The organism is Bradyrhizobium paxllaeri, from assembly GCF_001693515.2.
Taxonomy (GTDB): domain Bacteria; phylum Pseudomonadota; class Alphaproteobacteria; order Rhizobiales; family Xanthobacteraceae; genus Bradyrhizobium; species Bradyrhizobium paxllaeri.
In genome coordinates, this window is sequence record NZ_CP042968.1 from 3,552,804 (window position 1) to 3,576,196 (window position 23,393).

General features: G+C 62.5%; 22 protein-coding genes. 11 read left to right on the forward strand and 11 right to left on the reverse strand.

Annotated elements, in window-relative coordinates:
• The first annotated feature begins 204 nt into the window (after positions 1-204).
• The 3 genes from LMTR21_RS16765 to LMTR21_RS16775 all read left to right on the forward strand — a co-directional run bounded on the left by LMTR21_RS16765 (position 205) and on the right by LMTR21_RS16775 (position 3,933).
• The gene (locus tag LMTR21_RS16765) at positions 205-2,397 is read left to right on the forward strand and encodes an ATP-binding protein (protein ID WP_084030662.1); all 2,193 of its coding nucleotides are present in this window, start codon (positions 205-207) and stop codon (positions 2,395-2,397) included.
• A gap of 146 nt (positions 2,398-2,543) precedes the next feature.
• Positions 2,544-3,134, forward strand: a complete 591-nt coding sequence (locus LMTR21_RS16770) for a hypothetical protein (protein ID WP_065753674.1) — start codon at positions 2,544-2,546, stop codon at positions 3,132-3,134.
• A gap of 49 nt (positions 3,135-3,183) precedes the next feature.
• Positions 3,184-3,933: a ThuA domain-containing protein gene (locus LMTR21_RS16775; RefSeq protein ID WP_065753691.1), complete on the forward strand. Its 750-nt coding sequence runs from the start codon at positions 3,184-3,186 to the stop codon at positions 3,931-3,933.
• Between the two features lie 3 nt (positions 3,934-3,936).
• Here LMTR21_RS16775 and LMTR21_RS16780 read toward each other — a convergent pair whose 3' ends face one another.
• From LMTR21_RS16780 to LMTR21_RS16790, 3 genes are all read right to left on the reverse strand, one after another.
• A complete protein-coding gene (locus LMTR21_RS16780; protein WP_065753675.1) occupies positions 3,937-4,524 on the reverse strand; it encodes a GNAT family N-acetyltransferase in 588 nt (195 codons plus the stop codon).
• A 206-nt stretch (positions 4,525-4,730) separates the two neighbouring features.
• Positions 4,731-5,360, reverse strand: a complete 630-nt coding sequence (locus LMTR21_RS16785) for a L,D-transpeptidase (protein ID WP_065753676.1) — start codon at positions 5,358-5,360, stop codon at positions 4,731-4,733.
• A 197-nt stretch (positions 5,361-5,557) separates the two neighbouring features.
• Positions 5,558-8,227: an AMP-binding protein gene (locus tag LMTR21_RS16790; protein WP_084030663.1), complete on the reverse strand. Its 2,670-nt coding sequence runs from the start codon at positions 8,225-8,227 to the stop codon at positions 5,558-5,560.
• A gap of 423 nt (positions 8,228-8,650) precedes the next feature.
• On the opposite strand from LMTR21_RS16790, the gene LMTR21_RS16795 reads away from it, so the two are divergent.
• The 5 genes from LMTR21_RS16795 (at position 8,651) to LMTR21_RS16815 (ending at position 13,147) form a co-directional block, all read left to right on the forward strand.
• Positions 8,651-9,100 (forward strand): GNAT family N-acetyltransferase, encoded by a 450-nt coding sequence (locus LMTR21_RS16795; RefSeq protein WP_065753677.1) that lies wholly within the window; start codon positions 8,651-8,653, stop codon positions 9,098-9,100.
• 154 nt (positions 9,101-9,254) lie between these two features.
• On the forward strand, positions 9,255-9,587 hold the full coding sequence (locus tag LMTR21_RS16800) for a rhodanese-like domain-containing protein (RefSeq protein WP_057857062.1): 333 nt from the start codon (positions 9,255-9,257) through the stop codon (positions 9,585-9,587).
• An 8-nt stretch (positions 9,588-9,595) separates the two neighbouring features.
• Positions 9,596-10,768 (forward strand): aminotransferase, encoded by a 1,173-nt coding sequence (locus LMTR21_RS16805; RefSeq protein ID WP_065753678.1) that lies wholly within the window; start codon positions 9,596-9,598, stop codon positions 10,766-10,768.
• Positions 10,769-10,771: 3 nt separating this feature from the next.
• A complete protein-coding gene (locus LMTR21_RS16810) occupies positions 10,772-11,878 on the forward strand; it encodes a polyamine ABC transporter substrate-binding protein (protein ID WP_065753679.1) in 1,107 nt (368 codons plus the stop codon).
• Between the two features lie 108 nt (positions 11,879-11,986).
• Positions 11,987-13,147, forward strand: coding sequence for an IS110 family RNA-guided transposase (locus tag LMTR21_RS16815; protein WP_148635973.1), 1,161 nt, complete (start codon positions 11,987-11,989; stop codon positions 13,145-13,147).
• Between the two features lie 755 nt (positions 13,148-13,902).
• Here the strand turns inward: LMTR21_RS16815 and LMTR21_RS16820 are convergent.
• The 6 genes from LMTR21_RS16820 to LMTR21_RS16845 all read right to left on the reverse strand — a co-directional run bounded on the left by LMTR21_RS16820 (position 13,903) and on the right by LMTR21_RS16845 (position 19,498).
• Complete coding sequence (locus LMTR21_RS16820; RefSeq protein ID WP_065753100.1) at positions 13,903-14,838, reverse strand: lipid A biosynthesis lauroyl acyltransferase; 936 nt, start codon at positions 14,836-14,838, stop codon at positions 13,903-13,905.
• A gap of 19 nt (positions 14,839-14,857) precedes the next feature.
• Positions 14,858-16,135: a beta-ketoacyl-ACP synthase gene (locus LMTR21_RS16825; protein ID WP_065753099.1), complete on the reverse strand. Its 1,278-nt coding sequence runs from the start codon at positions 16,133-16,135 to the stop codon at positions 14,858-14,860.
• Positions 16,136-16,232: 97 nt separating this feature from the next.
• Positions 16,233-17,432, reverse strand: a complete 1,200-nt coding sequence (locus LMTR21_RS16830; RefSeq protein WP_065753098.1) for a beta-ketoacyl-ACP synthase — start codon at positions 17,430-17,432, stop codon at positions 16,233-16,235.
• The gene (locus tag LMTR21_RS16835) at positions 17,425-17,898 is read right to left on the reverse strand and encodes a 3-hydroxyacyl-ACP dehydratase FabZ family protein (protein WP_065753097.1); all 474 of its coding nucleotides are present in this window, start codon (positions 17,896-17,898) and stop codon (positions 17,425-17,427) included. Before LMTR21_RS16835 ends, LMTR21_RS16830 begins: the two co-directional genes overlap by 8 nt.
• A gap of 9 nt (positions 17,899-17,907) precedes the next feature.
• Positions 17,908-18,201: an acyl carrier protein gene (locus LMTR21_RS16840; RefSeq protein WP_028346689.1), complete on the reverse strand. Its 294-nt coding sequence runs from the start codon at positions 18,199-18,201 to the stop codon at positions 17,908-17,910.
• Positions 18,202-18,508: 307 nt separating this feature from the next.
• A complete protein-coding gene (locus LMTR21_RS16845) occupies positions 18,509-19,498 on the reverse strand; it encodes an OmpA family protein (RefSeq protein ID WP_065753096.1) in 990 nt (329 codons plus the stop codon).
• A gap of 107 nt (positions 19,499-19,605) precedes the next feature.
• Between LMTR21_RS16845 and LMTR21_RS40040 the strand changes: the two genes are divergently transcribed.
• From LMTR21_RS40040 to LMTR21_RS16855, 3 genes are all read left to right on the forward strand, one after another.
• Complete coding sequence (locus LMTR21_RS40040; RefSeq protein WP_187399361.1) at positions 19,606-19,743, forward strand: hypothetical protein; 138 nt, start codon at positions 19,606-19,608, stop codon at positions 19,741-19,743.
• 287 nt (positions 19,744-20,030) lie between these two features.
• Complete coding sequence (locus LMTR21_RS16850; RefSeq protein ID WP_084030612.1) at positions 20,031-20,633, forward strand: PEPxxWA-CTERM sorting domain-containing protein; 603 nt, start codon at positions 20,031-20,033, stop codon at positions 20,631-20,633.
• Positions 20,634-20,892: 259 nt separating this feature from the next.
• Positions 20,893-21,471: a hypothetical protein gene (locus LMTR21_RS16855; RefSeq protein WP_065753094.1), complete on the forward strand. Its 579-nt coding sequence runs from the start codon at positions 20,893-20,895 to the stop codon at positions 21,469-21,471.
• A 91-nt stretch (positions 21,472-21,562) separates the two neighbouring features.
• On the opposite strand, the gene LMTR21_RS16860 is transcribed toward LMTR21_RS16855, so the two are convergent.
• A complete protein-coding gene (locus LMTR21_RS16860) occupies positions 21,563-22,603 on the reverse strand; it encodes an alpha/beta hydrolase (protein WP_084030614.1) in 1,041 nt (346 codons plus the stop codon).
• A gap of 286 nt (positions 22,604-22,889) precedes the next feature.
• A complete protein-coding gene (locus LMTR21_RS16865) occupies positions 22,890-23,228 on the reverse strand; it encodes a hypothetical protein (RefSeq protein ID WP_065753093.1) in 339 nt (112 codons plus the stop codon).
• Positions 23,229-23,393: the final 165 nt, after the last annotated feature.

Below are 23,393 nucleotides of genomic sequence, written 5' to 3' on the forward strand. Positions count from 1 at the left end.
CTTCGCAACACGAAAGGCCGGGTCTTAGCCGTGACGTTGTGGCCCCTTGCGAGGGGACTGACGGGCCGGTGTAATCTGCGCGGTTGAGCGCGCCGGTTCCCGTCTCATCTACGCGGACCGTAGCTGTATTTTCATTATATTAGCAATACTCTGCGTCGGCATCAGAAAACAATTGCTCACGCGAGCATCGAAGACTTTAGGCCAATGTCAGTTCCTCTGAGCCAGTCCTTTCGGTGGTTTGCTCGCCCGCTGGCGCTGGTGGTTGGGGCGCTTCTAACTGTGGTTGTCGCGACCGGGATTCTCGGCTTCCGATATTGGCAGGAGCGTCAAGCGGCAAATCTTGCGCAAGAGCGCAACCGGCAGGTGCTCGAGACGCTGGATCGGCTGAAAACGATCATCGCCGACGTGGAGGCGCAAAGGCGCGGCTATCTGCTGACTCTCGATCCGCACTATCTCAAGGCCTATGGCGTCTCTGACGAAAGCGTGCGACGGGACGCGCAGGCGCTCCAGGCTCTGGTCGCGGGCGATCCATTGCAGAGCCATCGCGCCGGACATCTGGCGGCTACCGTTGCAGCAAAGCTGCGCGAAATCGATGAGATCGTCAAAACGGCCCGCACCTATTCCGGGCCGGCCGCGATGGCGATGATCCGCAGCCTGGACGAGATAAGGTCGCAGATCGACCAGATGGTGGACCACGAGCGCTTCCTGCGCGTGGATCAGGAGAAACGCGCCGAGGCGCTCGAGCATCGCAAAGCTTGGCTGATCACGATCGCCGTCGTCATTGTCGCAATCCTGGCGGGGATGGCGTTGGCGCTCGCGCGGCTCGAGGCGATCCGGCGGCGCAAGGCGATCGCAGAGAACATCGCGCTCCACGGCGATCTGTTGGCGCGCGACAAGATGATCCGCCGCCTGGTCGACGCCAACATCGTCGGCATCATCATTTGGGAAATCGAGGGGCGTATTCTCGAGGCCAATGACGAGTTTCTCCGTATGGTGGGATACGACCGGGACGATCTCGTCTCGGGGCGCCTGCATCGGACTACGCTGACACCGCCGGAATGGCGCGACCGCGACGCACATACCGTGGCGGAGCTCAAGCGGGTCGGGATGGCCCTGCCATTCGAGAAAGAGTACTTGCGGAAAGACGGAAGCCGCGTGCCGGTGCTGATCGGTGGGGCGATGTTCGGGGAAGGTACAAGCCAAGGTGTTGGCTTTGTCCTCGATCTGACCCAGCGCAAGCGGGCGGAAGAGGCGCTGCGGCAGAGCGAGGAGCGCTTTCGCACCCTCGTGCATTTCTCCTTCGACGTGTACTGGGAGACCGATGCGCAACATCGCTTCATTCATCAGGAGTTCGCGGACAGTCTTTCCGACGCGCCGGCGTTGGGCTCCGAGATCGGCAAGACACGTTGGGAAGTGCCTTACCTGGAGCCTGATGAGGAGGCCTGGCGCAAGCACCGGGAGACGCTCGATGCCCACCTGCCGTTCCGTGATTTTGAGCTCGCGCGGTATGCTCCAGATGGCAGCAAGCGTTACGTGTCGGTCTCCGGGTTGCCGGTGTTTGACGAGAGAGGGCGCTTCGTCGGCTATCGCGGCGTCGGGCGGCACATCACCGAACGCAGGCGAGCCGAAGAAGCCTTGCGCGCGGTGCAGGCGGAGCTTGCGCACTCCAACCGCGTCACCACGATGGGACAGTTGTCGGCCTCGATCGCCCATGAGGTCAATCAGCCGATCGCCGCGACGGTTACCAACGCCCAGGCGGCGTTACGCTGGCTGCGTGCGCAGCCGCCCAATCTCGACGAAGTCCGCTATTCGCTCGACCGTATCGTCGAGGACGGCAAGCGCGCCGGCAACGTCATTGGCGGCATCCGGGCCCTGATCCACAAGGTGCCGTCCCGGAAAGATTGGTTCGGCCTCAACGAAGCCATCCTTGAGATGGTCGCGCTGACCCGAAGCGAAATGTTCAAGCATGGCATCGCGCTGCAAACCGAACTCGCGCCGGGTTTGCCCATGGTGGAAGGCGACCGCACTCAGCTGCAGCAGGTGATCCTGAACCTGATCCTCAATGCCATTGAAGCCATGGACGGCAGTGACGAGGGCGCACGCGAACTGCGGATCAACACCGAGACGGAGGCGACCGGCGTGCTCGTCACGATCAGCGATTCCGGGCCCGGCCTCGACCCGGCGGATGCCGAGCGCGTATTCCAGGCCTTCTATACGACGAAGGCCAAGGGCATGGGCATGGGCCTTGCGATCTGCAAGTCGATGGTCGAGGCTCACGGGGGGCGGATGTGGGTGAGCGCGAACGAACCCCGAGGCGCCGTCTTTCAGTTTTCCCTGCCGCTGGTGCGGGAGGAGAGCGTTCCGGCCCCTCGGGTTCGGTCCAATCCCGCGGCATGAGATTGCAGGGATGCCCGCCAAGTGTCCACAATCGGATTCATGCACTGCAGCAATATGCATCTCTATCTTTTTTTGGGAGAGGCCGGATGGCTCGTTCAAGCGTTAGTTCGGCTGAGCGGCTCGTCCGCGTGCAACCATAGGGCTCGATGTCCAATCGGCTTAAACAGTTTTTGTTTGGGATTTGGGGTCTTCTGCTGATCCCGCTGGTCATGCCTATCCTCGAAAAAGGATTGAAGGCGGCAAATATCTTCACCGATCCCAGTGGTGTGGCAGCTACGGTTTTTAGTAACGCTGTGGTCACGACCGTTACTGACAATCTGGTCGCACTGGGCCAGCAGCGCTGGTTCAAATTTGCGATGGTCTTTTTGACCGGAGTGCTGGTTGGCATCTCATTGGAATGGCTGAACCGGAAGTCGGACGAAAGAAAAGCTTCCGAGCTCCGAAGCCTGGGCACCAAATTTCGCAGCCTTTCAGACAGCATCAAAACTCGGAATGCTTCGTCAGAATGGCCGGACAACGTACGTGATCTCAAACCTGCAATCCTGTCTGCGTTCAACTCCGCCAGGAAATTTGATTTGTGGGTGCCGAATGAGCACGTTTATCAACTGCCGGATGCGACGTTCCTTTGCGAGTACTTCAGGTCTGTCGGCAAGCTCCTGGAGGATGGGCAATTCGACAAGGCCAACAGCGAGGCGCTCTCCTGGCAACCATTTCTCGACAATGCGACGCTGTCTTGAGTTTTCCGTAACTGCTGCAATCCAAATGGATGGCTTCAAGGAGAGGATTGTGAGGCGACGCGAGTTCATCGCGCTCCTCGGCGGCGCGGCGGCAATCCGGCCGCTCGGCGCGCACGCGGAGCGCCTGCGAGAGCGCATCCTCTATTTCACCCACTCGGCCGGCTACCGGCACGACGTCATACCGCTTTCCAGGGAAATCCTGGCGCAGCTCGGAACGAATTCCGGCGCCTTTGATGTCACTGCAACCGAAGACGCCTCTGAATTCTCGACCGACAACCTCCAACGCTACGCCGCGGTGATGTTCTACACGTCAGGAGAACTTCCGATGAGCGGCGATCAGAAGGCGGCTCTGCTCAACTTCGTGCGCTCGGGCCGCGGGTTCATCGGCGTTCATTCGGCCACCGACACATTCTACGCCTGGCCGGACTATCTTGATCTGGTCGGCGGCTATTTCAATGGTCATCCCTGGCATCAGGCCGTGACGATCGACGTGGTTGATCCCAGCGATCCATTGGTGGCGTTTCTCGGAAATTCGTTGCGGGTCGAGGACGAAATCTATCAGATCAGAGACTTTGATGATCGTGGTTCACGCGTGCTCCTTCGCCTCGACCCAAGCTCGGTGGATATCGGCAGGACCGGCGTGCATCGACGATCCTATGGCTGGCCTCTCGCCTGGAAACGAACATACGGCAAGGGGCGGGTATTCTATACGGCGCTAGGCCACGAGGCATCGGTCTGGCGCGACGCCCGCTACCAGCAAATCCTCACGAATGCCATCCTCTGGTCGATGCGAAGGTAACCCTCATGATGCGGGCCGCAGCATCGGTGTCAGCACGGGAGAAGAGCCGCTCTGGATCCTGCCGACAATCTCAAAGCCATGGCGCTCATAGAAGGACATGTTACGCGGGTTCGAGCTTTCGAGGTAGGCTGCGATGCCTTCCTCGTCGCATCGTCGAAGCGCGTGTTTCATGAGCAATGCGCCGAGCCCTTGCCCGATCCAGTTCGGGTCGGCGGCGATAAGGGGTAGATACCAATGCGGGCCGCGGGGATGATGTTCGGCCATGCCTTTCTTGACGGCCTCAATATCCTCGGCGATCTCCGGGCGCAGGGTCTCCTGCATGATGGCATCCATTTCCGCTTCGTCCGGCTCGACGCCTGGCGGCAGCCACAACGCGGCGGCGCGAGCCCCTTCGGTGATATAGGCCGTGCCATGCTCAAAAGCCCGGCCGCCAAAAGCATTGACGAGTCGAGGCATTGTTCTGAGGTATTCGGACGGATCGGGCCAGGCCCAGCGCGCCATCGGGTCGGCCGCAAAGCCGAGCACGATGGTGCTGATCGCGTTGGCCCGGATGTTTGCATCCGCAGATCTGACTTCCGGCGCCGTTGACATGGTGTCGTTCCCTCGATCGCCCGCCAATCTAATAACCTTCCGGGGCACGCAGGGAAATTGGCAAGAGCGCCGCAGCGTTCGTCATCAAGGAGGCGCGTACGAACGTTCGGCGTGTCGTCTGTACCCGACGCCCATCATCCTGGCGGATAAAGTTCCCGCCAAGTCGCAGGGCTGTGAGTTTCGGGCGCTTCACGCAGCGTAGCTTGCTACGCACTCCGGCCCGGCGGCAGGACGACGACGATCGCGCCCAGTTTCACCCGGTTCACGAGATCGATGACGTCCTCGTTGGTCATGCGGATGCAGCCGGACGAGATGGCCTGACCGATATATTCCGGCTGGTTGGTGCCGTGGATGCGGTACAGCGTGTCCTTGTTGCCCTCGTAGAGATAAAGCGCCCGCGCGCCAAGCGGATTGTCCGGACCTCCGGCGACGCGCTTCGGGTAGGGGCCCAGCCGGGCCTGGATCTCCGCCGTCGGGATCCAATCCGGCCATTCAGCCGTCTTGCCAACGGTAGCGATGCCGGACCATGCCAGCGCTTCCTCTCCCACCGTCACGCCGTAGCGGATCGCCTTGCCTCCCGGCAGGACATAGTAGAGATACTTCGAGTTGGTATCGACCAGGATGGTTCCCGGCTGCTCCTTGCGCGTGTAGTCGACAATATGCCGGCGATAAGTCTCCGGAATGCTCGCCTGCGCATAGCGCGCGTGGGCGAGTAACTGCCGGTCCCTTGGGGTCAAGCTGGCATTCGATGACGGCGCAAGCGTCGCTTGCATGCAGCCACCAAGCAAGAGGCCATGCAGCCCCACCAGTAACAACGCGAGCCCACGCTTCATCATGGCGTGTCCTCCTACCCGTCTTACATGTTTCGATTTGTTGCTCAAAAAGTGCAGAAATCAAGGCGGCCGACTAATTATTCGTTTTTCCCGCAACTCGCCGCGAGCGTGTGGGCCGCCCTAAGGGCCGTGTCGGCGCCCCTTCGCTTGTGGCGACCTTACCGCGCGCCAAGCTCCTTGATTGCCAGGGCCGCGATATCTCAGGATAATGCACGCCAATTTGCCCGAACGTCTTGGCGGCCAACTCGCCCACTTGGGTCGTTCGAGTCAACGAGACCGATAGTTTGCAATGCTTGCTCGAACGCGGCTGATTCCCTCGGAAGCCCGCCATCAGCCAGAGCGTCAATTCTTTGCCGCAGATGACCAACCAGCAGGTCAGCGCCGATAGTCAGGCAGCCACCATGTCCCCCGGGCACCTGAAGCACTTCGACTTGAGAGCTGAGATGCCGCCACGCCCGGCCGTCATGTTCGGCCGCGTAAAATGTCACGGCGACCTCGAGCGGTGCCGGAAGATATTGCGCCATTGCAATTGAATAAGCGTCCCACAACGCGGGCAGAAACTTGCCCTCGACGATCACATTCCGCTTGCGACTCCACGCATTGGCGTATCGCTCCAACTGCGCCATTCGCTCGTACATCCAGCGCAGAAGGTAAGGCGAAGCTATTGGCTTCATCAGCCCGATGATCGCCCGTGGCGCCGGACGGGCAGCGACGGTCGGCGGATCGACCATCGCAATCAAATCAACCCTGTGGCCGGCCGCCATCAGCAGGCGGGCTGCTTCGAACGCCACCATGGCGCCGTTGCATTTGCCGCCCAGCAGGAAAGGACCGCTGGACTGCCTCTCCAGAATGTGCGGCAGGCGGTCGGCGGCCATCGCCTCGATCGATGGCGGAACCGGTTCCCCACGGAGACCATGGGGATCGATGGAGATGATCGGGTAATCGGGCCCGAAAAGCTCCACCATCCGCCGCATACTCTCATGGCCGCTGATGGAGTCTCCATTGAAGAAGTACAGGGGAGGGCGACGGCCACAGGGACTGAACTGGAAGAATGGCGTCGTCGGCGCGCCCGTCTGCATGAGGATTTTTGGAGCAAGTTGCCGGATCGTTTCTGCCTCGAACAGGATCGTTTCCGGTACGGTCTGGCCGATGAGCCGCTCGACCTCAATGAGCATTTCCATCGCTAGAAGGGAGTCGCCACCGCGCGCAAAAAAATCATCGTCGATCGTCACGGTCTCGGACTTGAGAAGCCTGCGCCACAGGGTCAGCAATTCAGCTTGCAGATCCAATGTCGCTTTTTTCACGGCAGGCAAAGGCTTCGTCGCCCGATGATCTACGTCGAGCGCCTCACGCAGCCGTCGCCGTTGGACCTTTCCCGTCGCCCCCTTTGGCAGCCGGTCGAGGATCAGAATGCTCCGCGGAATCTTGAACGAGGCCAACTCGCGCTGCAGGAACTGGCGAAGCTCCGCGGGTGTCGTTTGCGCGCCAGAATGGGGAATGACGGCGGCTGCGACGTCATCGCCAAGGCGTGGGTGCGGGATTGCGAAGGCGGCGGCTTCGGCTACGGCCGGATGGCGTAGTAGCGCGGATTCCACCTCGGCAGGGGAGATCTTCTCACCCCCGCGGTTGATTACTTCACTCAGGCGGCCGTGTAGCGTCAGGAAGCCGTCTGCGTCGAGGCTGCCGATGTCGCCCGTGCGAAGCCAACCTTCCGTAAAAGCAGCTTGATTGAGTTCCGGCGCATCGAGATAGCCGGACGTCACGGTGGGACCACGAACCCAGATCTCACCCCGCTCACCGGCCGGCACGGGATGTCCATCCTCACCAACAATGGCCACGGTATCGGGCCAGGGTTGCCCGCAAGTTCCTGGCCTGTTCGGCCCGGGCGGCGGCACGTTGGCGGCGATCTGCGCGGCTTCGCTGGAGCCGTAGTGCTCCAGCATCGGCACGCCCAAAATGCGCTGCAGATCGTTCTGCATGTCTTTCAGCAGCGGCGCGCCACCCGATACGACAAATCGCAGCGTGTGCGCCGTCTGCGCATTCTCAAGGTTTCTTGCCTTGTCCAGCAGGGCAGCGTGAAGCGCAGGACCTGCCGAGTACCAGGTTGGCCGCAGGACATCGAGCCACTCATCCAGCGCCACGACGGCACTGTTCGCTGGAAGGGCAATGCTGCCGCCTGTCAAGAGCGGTGTGAAGACCGTAACTTTGAGCCCATGGGAGTAGTGGGGCGACGAAACGCTCAGGCAACGGTCCTGGTGTGTGAGTCCAAACCAGGCCTGAAGCCGTGCGGCCGCCGCCAGCATATTGCCATGGCTGAACGGAATGAGCTTCGGCTGCGCAGTCGTGCCCGACGTCTGCAGGATGAAGGCGGGCGAACTCGGATCAGGCTCAGCGTCGATCGCAGGGACGTTGGAGGCTTGCGCTACGATATTGATTCCAAGCTGACCGGGTCCGACCGGAACGGCTTCGATGATGGGGAGCTTTCTCCGCTCAGCGGTCCGGCGGGCTTCAGAGGCATTGCCTTGCGGCACGAGAAGCGCGTTCAGGCGCAGCATGTCGAGACGCTGATCGATCTCCGTCTGGGACAGCCGCGGATCAAGAGGAACCGCGATGCTGCAGCAGGCTACGGCAACGATGGTGAGAACCGCGTCCGCGCCGTTCGGCATCAGGATCCCGATCCGCGCGTTGCAATCGAACCCGGCCAAACGCAACTGCCGGCGGATGCCATCCAATTGGCGCTGAAGATCTCGGTATGTGAGTGGCGCATACGTGGAGGAGACAATTGCAGGCCGGTGGGGAAACAGCGCTGCAGTTCGACCGATGACTTGGGCCAGTGTGAATTCGGCTTTAGCCTTTTTCCCATCGCTCATTAGGATGCCCCCTCTGACACCTCAAACGTAGCGGGAAAAAAATGGTAGGTGGTGAGAAGAAGGCGCCACTACTCCCTAATTTCCATGATTGTCACGGAATAAAGGAACAACCGGCGTCGCTGAGGGTTGATATCAATGCTTCCAGCCGAAAGGTGCCCCCCCGACTGCTGGAAGAAAACCCGTATCGTTCGGGTTGGCGGCCCCCCGGTTGGGGCCGTTTAATCGAATAGCTCTCGGCTCCCCGTACATCGAAACGAATTGGCCTCAGCGTGAGGTCAAATGTTGACAGCCGCCGGGGCCGCAGCGACGGATCGCCTGTAGCAAAACAGGACAACTGCTTTCCCATTGAATATCGATTCCGCATTCCTCGATAGCGAACGTTGCCGGGGGCTCGACAGATCCGTTTGACCAGGGGCAGATGGCATGGAGACCGTTTACCGCAGGGCGATGTTCAATGACGCGAGCCGCCTCCGCGACATTCGGCGACGATCGATCCTTGATCTCGCGCCTCCAACGATGACCGCCGCCGAGGCGCAGGAGTGGGCGTCGAATCTTACGCTCTCGGGTATGGAGCGAAAGCTGCGAGAGCTGGAAGTATGGGTTGCCGAGCTGGATGGCATCGTCGCGGGGTGGGGGGCCATTTCCGGTGACAGGCTGGAGGGCCTGTATACGACGCCGGAGTTTGCCGGGCAGGGGATAGGTGCCGGATTGCTTGCCATGCTCGAAGGACTGATGCGCGAGCGGCAGTTCCCATCGGTGCGCGCTGAGGCAAGCCTGAACGCTCGCGATTTCTATCTGCGGCGAGGCTACCGAGCGAGCGGCCCGCAGACGCCGGCAGGCGCCTGGCCCATAGAGAAGGAACTTCTGGCCTGAACAGGGGGCGAGCGAAGAATTGCTGCCTTGTGCCCGACGCACGTTGGATGGCCGTTTAAGCCGCTCGCGGCGCTTGATTTTCGCCCCGCGAGGGGCGACTTTGGCGCCGCTTGGCGGGGCCTATCGTAGCCTCGCGGCGCCTTGTCAGGAGGATATGTTGGCGGACCATCAGGTGCACGATTTGACCCCGGAAGACGTTTCGAAGGGGATCGCGGAGGGCCGCTATCTGCTGGTCGACGTCCGCGAGCCCAATGAGGTGGCGGTGGAAGCCTATCCGGACGGCGTGGTCGTTCCGCTCCAGAGCTTTGATCCCGCGGCGATTCCGGATCCCAAGGGGAAGCAGGTGGTTTTCGCTTGCCGTTCAGGTAAACGCTCGGTGACGGCATCGCTGGCAGCGCAGGCGGCAGGACTGCCTTACGACAAGCATCTGGCCGGCGGCATCATCGGCTGGAAGGCTGCGGGATTGCCGACCAGAACCGGCGGCTGATCTCCACCATGACCTCCATGAACAAGGTCTTTGCCGACCTTCCCGTCACCGTCTTCGAGGCGATGTCGCAGGCCGCCCGCGACAACAACGCCATTAATCTCGGCCAGGGCTTTCCCGACGATCCCGGCCCGGAGGACATCCGCCGCGCCGCGGCCGATGCCACCGTGAACGGCTACAACCAGTACCCGTCGATGATGGGTATCCCGGAACTGCGGCAGGCGATCGCCGCCCATTACGGGCGCTGGCACAAGCTCAACCTCGATCCGATGACGGAAGTGATGGTGACCTCCGGCGGCACCGAAGCGCTGACGTCGTCCATTCTCGCGGTGGTCGAGCCGGGCGACGAGGTCGTCTGCTTCCAGCCGGTCTATGACAGCTACCTGCCGATCATCCGCCAGGCCGGCGGCATTCCGCGCCTGTTGCGGCTGGAGCCGCCAGGCTGGCGGTTGACGGAAGAGATGCTGGCCAGCGTCTTCAACGAGAAGACCAAGGCGGTGCTGTTCAACAATCCGCTCAACCCGGCCGCCGTCGTCTATCCCCGCGAGGACCTCGAACTGCTGGCGCGGTACTGCCAGAAGTTCGATACCATCGCGATTTGCGACGAGGTCTGGGAGCACGTGATCTTCGACGGCCGCGAGCATATCCCGCTGATCACGATCCCGGGCATGCGCGACCGCACCATCAAGGTCGGCAGCGCCGGCAAGATCTTTTCGCTGACGGGATGGAAGGTCGGCTTCGTCTGTGCCGCACCGCCGCTGCTCAGGGTAGCGGCCAAGGTGCATCAGTTCCTGACCTTCACCACCGCGCCGAACCTGCAGGCCGCCGTCGCCTACGGCCTCAACAAATCAGACGAATATTTCTACGACATGCGCAAGGACCTGGCGCGGAGCAGGGACCGCCTCACAAAAGGGCTGGAGAGCATCGGCTTTCCCGTGCTGAAGTCGCAGGGCACATACTTCCTCACCGTCGACCTGTCGCCGCTGGGCCTGAACGAGACCGACGTTGAGTTCTGCAAGCGCATCGTGACCGACTACAAGGTCGCGGCGATCCCGGTCTCGGCGTTCTACGAGCAGGACGCGGTGACCTCGGTGGTGCGCTTCTGTTTTTCCAAGAAGGACGAAACGCTCGACACCGCGCTGGAACGGCTGTCGGACGCGGTGCACGGCCGCCGCAAGAGGTAAGACATGCGCGATTCGACTGGAGTTTCGCTGCGCCTTTTCGGCGCGCTCGCCGTGGCGCTGTCGCTCTCGCCCGCCTTGGCGCAGGAGCGCACGGTGAACTTCTACAACTGGTCGAACTACATGGCGCCGGGGGTGCTGGAAGCCTTCACCAGGGAAACCGGCATCAAGGTGGTCTACGACACGTTCGATGCCAACGAGACCCTGGAGACACGCCTCCTGGCGGGGAAGTCGGGCTACGACGTCGTGGCGCCCACGGGCTATTTCCTGCAGCGCCAGATCACGGCAAAGGTCTTCCTCAAGCTCGACAAGTCGAAACTGCCCAATCTCGCCAACGCCTGGCCGGTCGTGACCAGCCAGCTCGCCACCTACGATCCCGGCAACAATTATGCCGCCAACTACATGTGGGGCACCACGGGCATCGGCTACAACGTCAAGACCGCGCAGAAGATTCTCGGGGCCGACGCCAAGATCGATAGCTGGGACATCGTCTTCAAGCCGGAGAACCTCGCCAAGTTCAAAGACTGTGGCATCCACATGCTGGATTCCGCCGACGACATTCTACCGGCGGCGTTGAGCTATCTCGGCATCGATCCGAACTCGACCAAGCAGGCCGATCTGGAAAAAGCCGCCGATCTCGTCAGCAAGATCAGGCCCAACGTCCGCAAGTTTCATTCATCGGAATATCTGGGCGCGCTGGCCTCCGGCGAAATCTGCTTCGTGGTCGGATGGTCGGGCGACATCATGCAGGCGCGCAGCCGCGCCGCGGAAGCCAAGAACGGCGTCGAGATCGGCTACACGATTCCGAAAGAGGGCGCGCAAATGTTCTTCGACAATCTCGCGATCCCCGCGGATGCGAAGAATGTCACTGAAGCCTATGAGCTGATCAACTACCTCTACCGCCCCGACGTCGCCGCCAAGAATTCCGACTTTTTGTCGTACGCCAACGGCAATCTGGCCAGCCAGAAGCTGATCGATCCGAAGATTCTGAACGACAGGAATATCTATCCGGACGAAGAGACGCAGAAAAAACTGTTCGTGATCCAGGCCCGCGATCCGGCGACACAACGTGTCATCAACCGTCTCTGGACCAGGGTGAAGACGGGGAAGTGATTTCGCCCGTTATTGCGAGCGCAGCGACGTCGTAGATTCCATGAGGCGGTGAGCGTGGCCTTTCCGATAAGGTTTGGGTTTCCACACTCGAACCCCTCGGAGAGTCAGATGCAAGCATCCACCGTAGCCACGCCCACCGCCGGCCATATTGGCACAATTTTCGTTGCAATCGAACTGAGCCAGCGGAGCTGGCGGGTCGCGCTGCACAGCCCGGACAAGGACAAGATATCGCACCACAAGCTGGAGGGTGGCGATCATGCCGAGCTGTTGGCGTTGGTGGGTCGGGTTCGGGAGCGGGCGGCTCGAACGCTGGGAGGCGTTCCGGCGGTGGCGAGCTGCTACGAGGCGGGCTACGACGGGTTCTGGCTGCACCGGCTGCTGCTGGCGGCCGGCATCACGAACTACGTGTTTGATCCCGCCAGCATTGCGGTGGACCAGCGGGCGCGGCGGGTGAAGACCGACCGGATCGATGGCGAGCGGATGCTGCGCACGCTGATGGCGTATCTGCGCGGCGAGCCGCGGGTGGTGCGGATCGTCCGGGTGCCTGCCGCCGAACAGGAGGACGCGCGCCGCGGCAGCCGCGAACGCGACCGGCTGATCAAGGAGCAAACCGCTCACACCAACCGGATCAAGGCACTGCTGCGCCTGCGGGGCATGGCGGTCGGGAACCCGCGGCGGCGCGACTGGCTGAGCTGGCTGGCAACGCAGCGGGATTGGCAAGGCCAGGCGGTCCCGCCGCGGATGCTGAGCGAGATCCGACACGAGCACGCGCGGCTGATGCTGGTGCGCGATCGGCTCGATGCGCTCGCGCAGGAGGCGGCCGCAGCGGAGCCAATGCCTGCGGAAGCCGAGATGACCCGGCGCAGCGAACTGCTGCGCCGGCTCAAATGTCTCGGCCCGGCGTTCGCGACGACGCTGACCAGCGAGGTGTTCTACAAGGACTTCCGCAATCGCCGCGAGGTCGGGAGTTATTTCGGACTGACGCCCAGTCCATGGCGGAGCGGCGGCATCGACCGCGACCAGGGCATCAGCAAGGCGGGCAATCCGCGCGCCCGCTGTGCCGCGATCGAACTGGCCTGGCTGTGGCTGCGGCATCAGCCGGACAGCAAGCTGACCCTGGAGTACCGCAAGCGCACGCTCGATGCCGGCAAGCGCATCAAGCGCGTCGCCATCGTCGCCCTGGCGCGCAAGCTGATGGTGGCGCTGTGGCGCTACCTCACGACCGGTCTCGTGCCGGAAGGCGCGGTGCTCAAGGCCGTAAAGATCTAACCACTTCAACGAACGCGTCAGCGTCGCGGCATCTGCCGCGGTCAGCGCGGGATGGATGGTGACCGTGCCACCCTTGGGCCAGCAAACAGGCTGTTTCGTAGATGGGTCTCATCCTCGTGGCTTCCTCGCCGCATGCATGCGGAATGTGGGTGCGGATCACAGCGGTCCGACCGGATATGAGGTGATGCAGTGAGCAACTGCATAAATCGCCGGAAGCCAGTCCCTGAGCGCACCGACCGCGGCGGCACGCTGCGCTACGCATGGCTCCGCGCGCCGCCGCTCCACCGAACGTAAAAATCACATCCAAGCCCCGCCGGGATGCTTGACTCAAAACGCCTCATATGAGGGTGGGCAAAGCGAAGCGTGCCCACCATCTTTCCGAGATCACCGTCAGGAATGGTGGGCACGCTTCGCTTTGCCCACCCTACAAATTGCTTCCATCAAACTTCTGTTGCCGGAACCCGAGGCGGAATCTATAGCTCCCGTCCGGGAGCATCACATGACCAATATCCTCGCCTTCTTCTCAACCCGCACGCTGCTGCAGATCATCGTCGTTCTGGGAGCGACCGTCGCGATGAAGGCGTGGAGCCTCGGCCTGCTGTTCGGCGGATAGGGAAGAACCTGTAGCCCGGATGGAGCCAACGGGTCGCGCAAACGCGCGCCCGATGACAGGCTCCGCGCAATCCGGGGACTTCAGCCGGTTGAGAGAGTGCCCCCGGGTTGCGCTGCGCTTCACCCGGGCTACGCTCGCCTTACTACCGCCACCGCCGGTGCAGCCACAGCCACTGGTCCGGATATTCCCGCACCCAGCCTTCGATCACTGATGTCACCGCCTGCATCGTACCCTGGATGTCGATCTGGCCCGACGCGTCGCGCACCGGCTTGACCTCTTCGGACAGCTCGGCGCGGAAGCGGTGGTTGGGCAGGCGGATGATGCGGACGCCGTGCACGGGGCATTCGACCTGGCGCAAGAGCCGCGCCAGCGTTGGGTTGGCCTTGGTCTTGCGGCCGAAGAACGTCACTTCGACGCCGTTGCCCATGTACTGATCGACCAGCATCGCGACGTGCTGGCCCCGCTGCAGCGCTTCTGCCAGCTTGAGCGGCGCCTCGCGCCCCGCCGGCACCAGCGTGCCCATCTTGACGGCGCGGATGCGCTCGATGGCGCGGTCGGCGGACTCGATGTTCGGACGGCGGAACAGGATCGCGCAGTCGAGCCCATGGGCGACCGCGCCGAGCGCCGGGATTTCCCAATTGCCGAGATGGCTGGCAAAGATGACCGCAGGCTTGCCGTCGTCGCGCAGGGAATCGAAGATTTCCTTGGTGCGCGGGGTGAATTCGATACGGCTCGGCTTGTCCGGCTGGTCGAGATCGTAGTCCCAGATGTGGTCGAGATGGGCGAACTCCGCGCCGATGCGGCCGAGATTGTCCCAGACGCCGGCGAGAATGGTCTCGATCTCTTCCGGCGATTTCTCGGGAAAGGCGGCCTTCAGATTCTCGCGCCCGATGCGGTCCTCACGCAGCCTTCGCCCGATGAAGCGGGTGACGCGGCCGAAGAAATTGGCGGTCTTGTCGGGATCGAAATAGCGGGTGGTGCGGAGCAGGGCGATCGTCAGCCCGCCGACGGCGGCTTCCGCCACCGGCTTTCCGGCATCGCGCAGGCGCGCCTTGGTGCGTAGGAGCAGGCGGTTCATCGTGACGAGTGACGTGCTGCTAGACCGGTTCGCGCGTCAGGATCAGCGAAGCATTCTGCCCGCCGAAACCGAACGAGTTGGACATCACCGCCGTGACCTTGGCATCGCGTGCGGTGTTGCCGACCACGTCGAACAGGATCGACGGATCCGGAATCTCGTAATTGATGGTCGGCGGAATCCGCTGATGCTCCAGCGTCAAGAGCGAGAACACGGCTTCCACCGCGCCGGCCGCCGAGATCGTATGCCCGACCATCGACTTGTTCGACGACACCGGAATCTTCGGCAGATGATCGCCGAACACGACCGCGGTCGTGTTGTACTCCATCTTGTCGTTTTCCGGCGTCGCAGTGCCGTGGGCGTTGATGTGGTCGATCTGCTCCGGCTCGAGGCCGGCGTCGGCCAGCGTCTTGCGCATGCAGCCGATGATCGGCTTGCCGTCCGGGCTGGAGCGGGTGCGATGGAACGAATCCGTCAGCTCGCCGCAGCCGGCCACCACGCCGAGAATTTTCGCGCCGCGGGCCATCGCCGACTCATAGCTTTCCAGCACCATCGCGCCGGCGCCTTCGGCCATCACAAACCCGTCGCGGTTCTTGGAGAACGGTTTTGAGGCGGCCTGCGGCGGATCGTTCTGCGTCGACAGCGCCGACAGCAGCGAGAAACGCACCATCGCTTCCGGGTTCACCGAGCCGTCGGCGCCAACGCACAGCGCCGCATCAGCCTCGCCGCGGCGGATTGCCTCGACGCCGAGCTGGATTGCGGTCGCGCCGGAAGCGCAAGCGGTGGAAAGCGAGATCGGCGATCCCTTGGTGCCGAACTTTTCGGCGAGAAAGCTCGCCACCGACCCGAACATGAAGCGACGATGATAGGCGGTGAACCGTCCGCCGCCGCTGACGCGCAGCATATCCCCGTAGTCGAATTCGGTCCTGCCGACGGCACGCCCGAGCTCGAGCCGCTGCGGCCACTCGACCTCGACCGGCGCGACTGCGAGAAACAGCGGCCCGGGGAAATCGGCCTTGCCGCCGATGGCAGCCTGTTCGAGCGCTTCCTCGGTCGCCATTTCGGCGAGACGTTCGGTGAGACCGGTCGACGAGAACGGCTCCAGGGTGACGAAGTCGACAGTGCCGGCCATATTCGTCTTCAGGCCGTCGATCGGAAAGCGCGTCACGGTCCGGATGCCGGATTCGCCTGCAGTCAGCCGGGTCCAGTTGTCGGTCTTGCCGGCGCCAAGCGAGGTCACCACGCCCATGCCGGTGACGACGACGATCGGCCTGCCGAGTTTATCGCGTGGTGCTGACATGGTTCCCCCGTCGCTGCTGCGCCGTAATTGAAAGCGCTGTCGCGCTCATCTCTTGCTCTGGCCGTGATGCCGCAAGCTTCCTTGCGGGGATCACGCTCTACTTGATGGCCTCGACCAGGGCCATGCCTTCGCCCTGCCAGTGACCGGTCCCCACCACGACTATCTGGTCCGGGCTATCAGCCTTTTCAACCTCGAGCCCGGTCGGGTCGTTGGGCGGAAACAGCGCACCGCGGGAGATCGAGAGCGCGGCCAGCGCCAGGCCGAGCGGAAACTGCGTCTCCAGCGTGTGGCCGAACATGGTTCCGGTGGCGCGGATCGCGAAGCCAGGGTGCTGGTGCAGAAACGCCTTCTCGTCCGAGGTCGCCGGCTCGGCGCCGGTCGCCCCCGTGATCAAGGTGCCGCTGTCCCCGACGCCGAGCTTTGGCCACATCGCTTCCAGCGATCTGGTCACCGCGCCCGGCTGCTTGCGCTGCGCGAGGTCGGCGACCACCCTGGTCAGTTTGGCATAGGGCTTGGCGCCGCGGGCTTCGGCGTGCTCGCGGGACTCCAGCACCAGGAAGCAGCCGGCTGAGCCGAGCGCGAAGCCGCTTCTGTCTTCGCGTTGCCAGACGGGAGCGAACTTGTCGGTCAGATTGAAGTCGCCGAATTCGTAGAGGATCAGCAGGTCCATCCGCTCGCCATTATGGGCGGCGCCGACCAGCGCGATGTCGCTTTGACCGCTTTCGATCCGGGCCAGCGCAATCCGCGCCGCATCGATGGAGGCGGCTTCCTCGCCCATGAAGGTGCGCGATGTGCCGCAGACGCCGTGGACGATGGCGATGTTGCCGGCGAGCAGGTTGGAGAGCTGCGCCAGAAACAGCGTCGGCCGCAGATCGTTCATCAGCCGTTCGTTGAGGAAGCCCGGACCCGAATTGCCCCTGGCATCGGCGTTCAGGATCGCCGCATCGACCGCGATGTCGCGCTCGCCGCCGCCGGCAGCGACGATCATGTCCATCCGGCCAAGGATTTCCTTGTTGCCTTTGACGCCGGCCGAATCCAGCGCCAGCCCCGCGGCATAGGTGCCGATGCGCTGCCAGGCTTCCATCTGGCGCTGGTCGCCCTTCTTCGGGATCTGCGCGTCAAAAGAAACCGGCGCCAGCGGGTGCACGATGTGGGGCGCGAACCGCTTGTCGTCGACGTTGATCTTCTTCTCGTTCAGCGCGTCCCAGTGCGCGTCGAGCCCTTCGCCGAGCGAGGAGACGATGCCGATGCCGGTGATCCAGACTTCCCTGGCGGGCGCGGAATTTGACTCAGTCATGCGTTATCGCCTGCAGTGGGAAGCCGATCTCGTTGGCCTTCGCGTCCATGTGCACGCGCAGGGCCGGGTCGGGGAAGGGGGCAAGACCGAAGGTGAGTTCAGCGCTGCACTTCAAGTCCTTACCGATACGCCCCTTGACCTTGGTGACGGCATAACCGGAACCTTCATGCTCGAGCTTCGCCTCGATCGTGAGCAGCGAGCCGGGGCTGACGAACCCGCGCATCTTGGCTTCCTTCACGATGGCCAGGAACGGCATGCGCTCGAACTTCAGGACGCCGAGTATCAGCCAGCCGGAACTCTGCGCCATCGCTTCGGTCAGCAGAACCCCGGGCATGATCGGGAAGCCGGGGAAATGCCCTTCGAAGATGGTGTGCGCGGTCGGCACCTGCGCCTCGACCGTGATCCTCTTCTCGTCGAGGTTCAGGTCGACGATGCGGTCGATCAGCGTGAAGTAATCAAGGTTCATGGCGGGCGATTACGCGCCCGGGGCTGCATTCTTGGCGGCGACCAGTTCGTCGATGCGATCGGCGAGATTTTGCAGCACGAAATACTGCTCGGTCGTGGCCTTGCCGTCGTTGACCTCCTGGGTCCATTTTTCGAGCGGCATCTTGATCCCGAACGCCTTGTCGATGGCAAAGGCGATGTCGAGGAAGTCCAGGCTGTCGATTCCCAGATCGTCGATGGCGTGGCTCTCCGGCTTGATCGTGTCGCGCGGAATGTCGCAGGTCTCCGCGATAATGTTGGCGATCTGATCGAATGTGGAAGACATCATTAAGCCTTTGATATACTGGAGAAATTCCGGAACGGCTTGGAGGAGGCGGGTGCGCGGCCCCGGAAGGCCCTGTTCCCTCGGCCGGAGTCGAGTGCCCGTATATCGGAGCGGGGCGCTGAGTTCAATGGAGGGAGGCGGGCCGACAGGGGACCGATTTATGGGCAGAGGTGGCGGTTTCTGGTTCCGGGGCAGGCTGGCTTGAGAAAGCGTAGCCCGGACGGCGACTTGTCCGCCGTAGCTCAACGAGCGCAGGCGGAAGCGTTCCCGCATGTCGCGTGCGCTCATGCGAGCTACTGGCTGGCGGCTACTGCAGCACCATCTCCACGCGGCGATTGCGGGCGCGGCCGCTCTCGCTGGCATTGCTGGCGAGCGGCGCGTAGCTCGCCACGCCCGTCCCCGACAGGCGCTTGCCGTCGATCTTGTAGGTGTTCGACAGGGTGTCGATGACGGCCTGCGCACGCGCCTTGGATAGCGTGAGGTTGGCATCCAGCGCGCCCTGATTGTCGGTGTGGCCGACGATGTAGACTCTTGCGGCGGCATTCGACTGCAACAGCCGCGCCATCTCGTCGAGTTGCGCCTTGGACTCCGGCTTGATGGTCGCCTTGCCGGTGTCGAAGAACAGCCCGTAGAGCGCGACCTTGCCTTCGGCCTGCAAGCCCTTGGCAAGGGCTGCGGCATCCACGGTCACCTTGCCGCCGTCCATCGCCTTCGGCTCGATGATCTCCACGACGGTCGCGACATATTTGCCGGCCAGTGCGATGGTGCCCGGCTTTGCCGACAGCACCGCCACGTGCAGCGTGCTGCCGGAGGCGTTCAACGTTCCATACCAGTAGCGCTCGCTGCCGGTCTCCTGCCACATTTGCAGAAGCGTCTCCGCGCTCCAGCCTTCCAGTTGGGCCTTGGAGAGTTGCGGATTGACGGGCTGCGCGCGGAACGGCGCAAAACCCCGGCCGTCGCATTTTTCGGTGCAGGCGTCCTGCCGGGTTGCGCTGGCGCGCTCCAGCGCCTGCTCGTAATTGCGCTGTACCTCGAGCGCCGACTTGCCGGCGGGCGCCATGTAGAAAAGGCGTGTCACCCGGCCCTCTAGTCTCGCGACATCGCTGTCCTTCGGCCCGGACGGCACGCTGACCTGATCGAACTCCCTGATCTCCTGCGCGACCAGCCACGAGCCCGCATAGCGGCTCAGCACCGCATGATCGCGCGCATTCGGCGCGTCGGCGGGCACGTTCTGTGCGAGGGCACTGGATGCGGAGAAAATGAGACTGCAACCGATCACCAAACGAACGAAGGACATCGAAACTCTCGCGAATGGCGGGCCATCGGGGCGCTGTGTGTGGCATAGCTTGCGCGGCAAGCCAAGCTGCGGGCTCTCCGCTCTCCGCTCTGCGCACTGTCATTGCAATGCCCAGCCTCGCCCAGTTGAAGAACAAGACGCCGGACGAATCGGGAACCATGCAGGCGTATTCGCAGGCTCAGCTGCCGCGCTATGAGCAGGCGCTACGAACCGCGACGGCGATCGTCGGCGAACGAACCCAATAGAGGCCCTGCGAGACGTGACGATGGATGAGGTCGGCGATGGCCGACCTCGTCTTAGCGGACTCCGCGCGAATCTTTTCATTGGGGCAGGGTTTGCAAAAAGGATGAAACGCGCGCAATCAATCCATCTCGATTTAATATTCATGTCGCGCTTCGATTGAAGTTATTAAATTTATTATCGGCAATCTTTCCGGAAGGTATGTTGACAAGGCAATACCGGAAATTTTAATCGATTATTAATGGCTAAACTGATTCGGCCTGGTTCGATTTAATTCGCTTTCGGGGGTTTTATGAGATTGCTCGGTATTCTGAGCGCAGCAGCGCTGGCGCTGATGATCGGTTCGACCGCAGCGAGCGCGTCGATTGTCTTCGCTGGCAGCACTGCTGGATGTTTTGGCACACCTTGCACCCCTACGCTCAATGCGTCTGACGGGCCGTTGAAATTCAAGGGGGCTGCTTTTAATGAATCTCTGTCGTCTCCAGATACGTCTGTTGCGGTGACCCTGGGCAAGTTCACGCTCAGCAGCGCAATCTTCGAACTGTTCGATGATACGTTCGACCTGCAAGTCAAGTTCACCAGTCCGGTCGTTGCGACCGCGGACGTCTTCGCCGATGTGAAGGGCCTGGTTACTCTGATAGCTGGCGTCGTTCACATCGATTTCGATCCGCAAACGATTGCCTTCGGCGGCAATTCTTATACCTTGGCCATCAATGATGTCTGGCTGGGTACCTTGGGCCCGTTCGGTAAGGATGCTGATCCGCTTACGGGTACGATCACGATCAATGCCGCAGTGCCTGAACCCTCCACCTGGGCGATGATGATCCTGGGTTTCTTCGGCGTCGGTTTCCTCGCTTATCGCCGCAAGTCGGATGCTGCGCTCCGCATCGCCTGATCGCACCGGCGCATGTAATCTGAAAAAGCCGTCCTTTTGGGGCGGCTTTCTTGTTATACAGACCGTCTCCGTTTTCCGCATGTGAGACATGGGCGGGACCGACGACCCGGTCCGGATGCGGAACGGCATGATCCAGATCAAGACGGGCGCTTGACAGCCGCCCAAGGAATTCGCCTCAAGTAATCCGCTTTGGGCTGGACGCTCCCCGGTTGGGCCGCTGTGCTCACAAACCGCCACCGCTTGTGGAGGTACGTCAACAATGAAACGCTGCCTTGCTGCTTTCGCAATCGCCGCCAGCCTGTTCGCGCCGGTTGCGCACGCCGACGATACCCTGGAAGCCAAGATGCGGGCCTACGTTCCCGTCGTCTCCCTCGCCAAAGTATGTGACTTCAGGATCAATGACGCTACCTTGGGTGAACACCGCGCCATGCTCGAAGCGGTGAAATCCGACCCGAACGCCAACAAACTCGCCTACCGCCTCCACTACGAAACGCAGACGGCCTACATCAAGGCCCGCGACGGAGGTCAACGGGTCGCCTTCTGCAGGGACTTCATCGCAGACAACAGCCAATACGCCAAGGCGCGCTTCACCGCCGTGGTCGAGGGCGAACTGGGCGACGTCAGCACTGGTGTGCAGAAAGCGATCGCCCACAACGTCTGCGGTGCGCCCCCCGCCAGGCTGTCCAGGGCCGACTGGAAATCGTACGCGTCCATCAAAAAGATGCTTCAGAACGAGCAGAAGTTGGCCAGGGAAAAGGCAGAGACGAACGGCTGGAACGTCACCGAGGAAACGACGGCGGTCACGGAACAGTTCTGCGCGGCGATAAAAACCCGATGAGCAAGCGTACCCCGGATGAGCAAAGCGACATCCGGGTCTTTACGTCCAGCGGTCTCGCATATCGCATGCGCTCATGCGGGCTACGCACTTCTCACGACCGCTTCGCCTCATCGAGAAACGCCTGCACCGCCTCGAACAGCTTCAGGCGGTTGCGCTCCATGATGATGGTGTGTGTGCCCTCGGCCAGCGCCACGTAGCGTTTGTCCGGCGAGTTCACCAGCAGCGGGAATAGCGTCTGCGCCATGTAGGGCGGCGTGTCGCGGTCCCATTCGGCGCCGACCAATAACGTCGGGACCGTGATCTTCGAAGGATCGTAATAGGGCTTGCCGGCGCCGAAGAATTCGGCGCCGTCCTGCACGACGCCGTTGGGCGCGCGAAGCACCGGCGGATTCATCGTTGCGCCGTCCGGATCGGTGGCGAAGGTCGCATCGGCCCAGGCGTCGAACCAGCCGGCGGGAATGAGGCTGGCTTTCTTGTCCTCGGGCACGCCGGTGTACCAGCGCTCCCGTGCCTGATCGCGATTGACCATGCGGTAGGCGCCGAGCTTGCCGGCGCCGGCCTGAGCCAGCGAGGGCGTTTGCCGGATCCAACTCGGCGCATAGAGCACGAGGCGTTCGACCTTCGCAGCGTTCTGCGTGGTGTAGGTCGCCATCAGCGTGGTGCCCCACGACCAGCCGAGCAGGTTGAGGCGCGGAATGTTGCGGTGACGCAGGATGAAATCGACGGCGGTGCCGATGTCCTTGACCGCGGTCTGGCCGGTTACGATCGGCGGATTGGCTTCGGGCTTGTCGGCCATTTCCTTCGGTCGCGTGGATTTGCCGTAGCCGCGCAGGTCGAGAAGCCACACGTCGTAGCCGCGCGCGGCGATGTATTCCATCCAGGACAGGCCATCGAGCTTGAGGTCGAACGCGGTCTCGGCGGGATAGGTCGCGCCGTGCACGTAGAGTACGGTCTGCTCGGGGCGGAACGACGTCATGTCAGCCGGCCGCTTGTTGCGGACGTAGATCTCGATGCCAGGATCGGCAGTCTTGACCATCATCTCTTCAGTCACCAGGGGCCTCGTCTGTGCCAGCGCCGGAACGGAAAGCAGCGTTGCGAGAAAAAAGCCTGCGGTCGCGATCGAAAGTCTCACCATAGCCTCCCTCGTATTCTCTTTGTTTCGGCCTGGCTAATGTAACGGCAATTGCGTTCCCATGCATCGAATTCTCGGCCGGTGACGAGGGCAGATGGGACCTGATCGGAGCGGAAAGGGCGGATCGTGTCGCGAGAACGCTGACACGTACTCGCTGTCATTGCCTGGCTTGACCGCGCGACCCAGTATCCCAGAGACGCCAGTGAATGAATCGACAGGCCGCGGCGTACTGGAACCCCGCATGCGCGGGATATGACGGCCTTTGGCCGCTTCATCGAAATGGGAGCTACCCCTGCGGCGTCACCGAGATCCGCGCACAGTCGCGGCGGCCCATCAACACGCAATCCTGGGTCTTGCGCAGATCGGCGATGCTCACGGCGAGCCAGATGCCGATCGCGGTCAGCGCCACGGTGAAGGCGAGCGCGGCGACGTTGGCGAGCATGCGATGACGGAAGTCATCGCCCTCGTCGCCCGGCCGCTCATAGCGGGACAAATCGTTCGCCGCCGGCTGTGCCTTCGCCGGCTCGTGTTCATCGCGGCGGCCAGGCGGATGGGCGGAGGTGCGCGGCCGGAACTTGAGCACGACATGCTCTTCGTCCGAGCTAATGGGCCGCTGGGTTTTCACTGCCGTCGATCCGCGAGAAATCAGACCGTCTTTCTAGCACGGCGGCTGCGCTTCCAACATGAAATGTTTCGGCGTGGCAGCCATCCGTCCGCGCAACGTTTGATGGAACCTGCCGCCCTTGATTGGCGGCCCGGCGGTCTTTCGGGCATTCCGGGCGATCGCGGT

Coding starts and splice junctions, on each gene's coding strand:
- LMTR21_RS16765 (WP_084030662.1), top strand. CDS start 205: ATGTCAGTTCCTCTGAGCCAGTCCTTTCGGTGGTTTGCTCGCCCGCTG.
- LMTR21_RS16770 (WP_065753674.1), top strand. CDS start 2,544: ATGTCCAATCGGCTTAAACAGTTTTTGTTTGGGATTTGGGGTCTTCTG.
- LMTR21_RS16780 (WP_065753675.1), bottom strand. CDS start 4,524: ATGTCAACGGCGCCGGAAGTCAGATCTGCGGATGCAAACATCCGGGCC.
- LMTR21_RS16785 (WP_065753676.1), bottom strand. CDS start 5,360: ATGATGAAGCGTGGGCTCGCGTTGTTACTGGTGGGGCTGCATGGCCTC.
- LMTR21_RS16790 (WP_084030663.1), bottom strand. CDS start 8,227: ATGAGCGATGGGAAAAAGGCTAAAGCCGAATTCACACTGGCCCAAGTC.
- LMTR21_RS16795 (WP_065753677.1), top strand. CDS start 8,651: ATGGAGACCGTTTACCGCAGGGCGATGTTCAATGACGCGAGCCGCCTC.
- LMTR21_RS16800 (WP_057857062.1), top strand. CDS start 9,255: ATGTTGGCGGACCATCAGGTGCACGATTTGACCCCGGAAGACGTTTCG.
- LMTR21_RS16805 (WP_065753678.1), top strand. CDS start 9,596: ATGACCTCCATGAACAAGGTCTTTGCCGACCTTCCCGTCACCGTCTTC.
- LMTR21_RS16810 (WP_065753679.1), top strand. CDS start 10,772: ATGCGCGATTCGACTGGAGTTTCGCTGCGCCTTTTCGGCGCGCTCGCC.
- LMTR21_RS16815 (WP_148635973.1), top strand. CDS start 11,987: ATGCAAGCATCCACCGTAGCCACGCCCACCGCCGGCCATATTGGCACA.
- LMTR21_RS16820 (WP_065753100.1), bottom strand. CDS start 14,838: ATGAACCGCCTGCTCCTACGCACCAAGGCGCGCCTGCGCGATGCCGGA.
- LMTR21_RS16825 (WP_065753099.1), bottom strand. CDS start 16,135: ATGTCAGCACCACGCGATAAACTCGGCAGGCCGATCGTCGTCGTCACC.
- LMTR21_RS16830 (WP_065753098.1), bottom strand. CDS start 17,432: ATGACTGAGTCAAATTCCGCGCCCGCCAGGGAAGTCTGGATCACCGGC.
- LMTR21_RS16835 (WP_065753097.1), bottom strand. CDS start 17,898: ATGAACCTTGATTACTTCACGCTGATCGACCGCATCGTCGACCTGAAC.
- LMTR21_RS16840 (WP_028346689.1), bottom strand. CDS start 18,201: ATGTCTTCCACATTCGATCAGATCGCCAACATTATCGCGGAGACCTGC.
- LMTR21_RS16845 (WP_065753096.1), bottom strand. CDS start 19,498: ATGTCCTTCGTTCGTTTGGTGATCGGTTGCAGTCTCATTTTCTCCGCA.
- LMTR21_RS40040 (WP_187399361.1), top strand. CDS start 19,606: ATGCCCAGCCTCGCCCAGTTGAAGAACAAGACGCCGGACGAATCGGGA.
- LMTR21_RS16850 (WP_084030612.1), top strand. CDS start 20,031: ATGAGATTGCTCGGTATTCTGAGCGCAGCAGCGCTGGCGCTGATGATC.
- LMTR21_RS16855 (WP_065753094.1), top strand. CDS start 20,893: ATGAAACGCTGCCTTGCTGCTTTCGCAATCGCCGCCAGCCTGTTCGCG.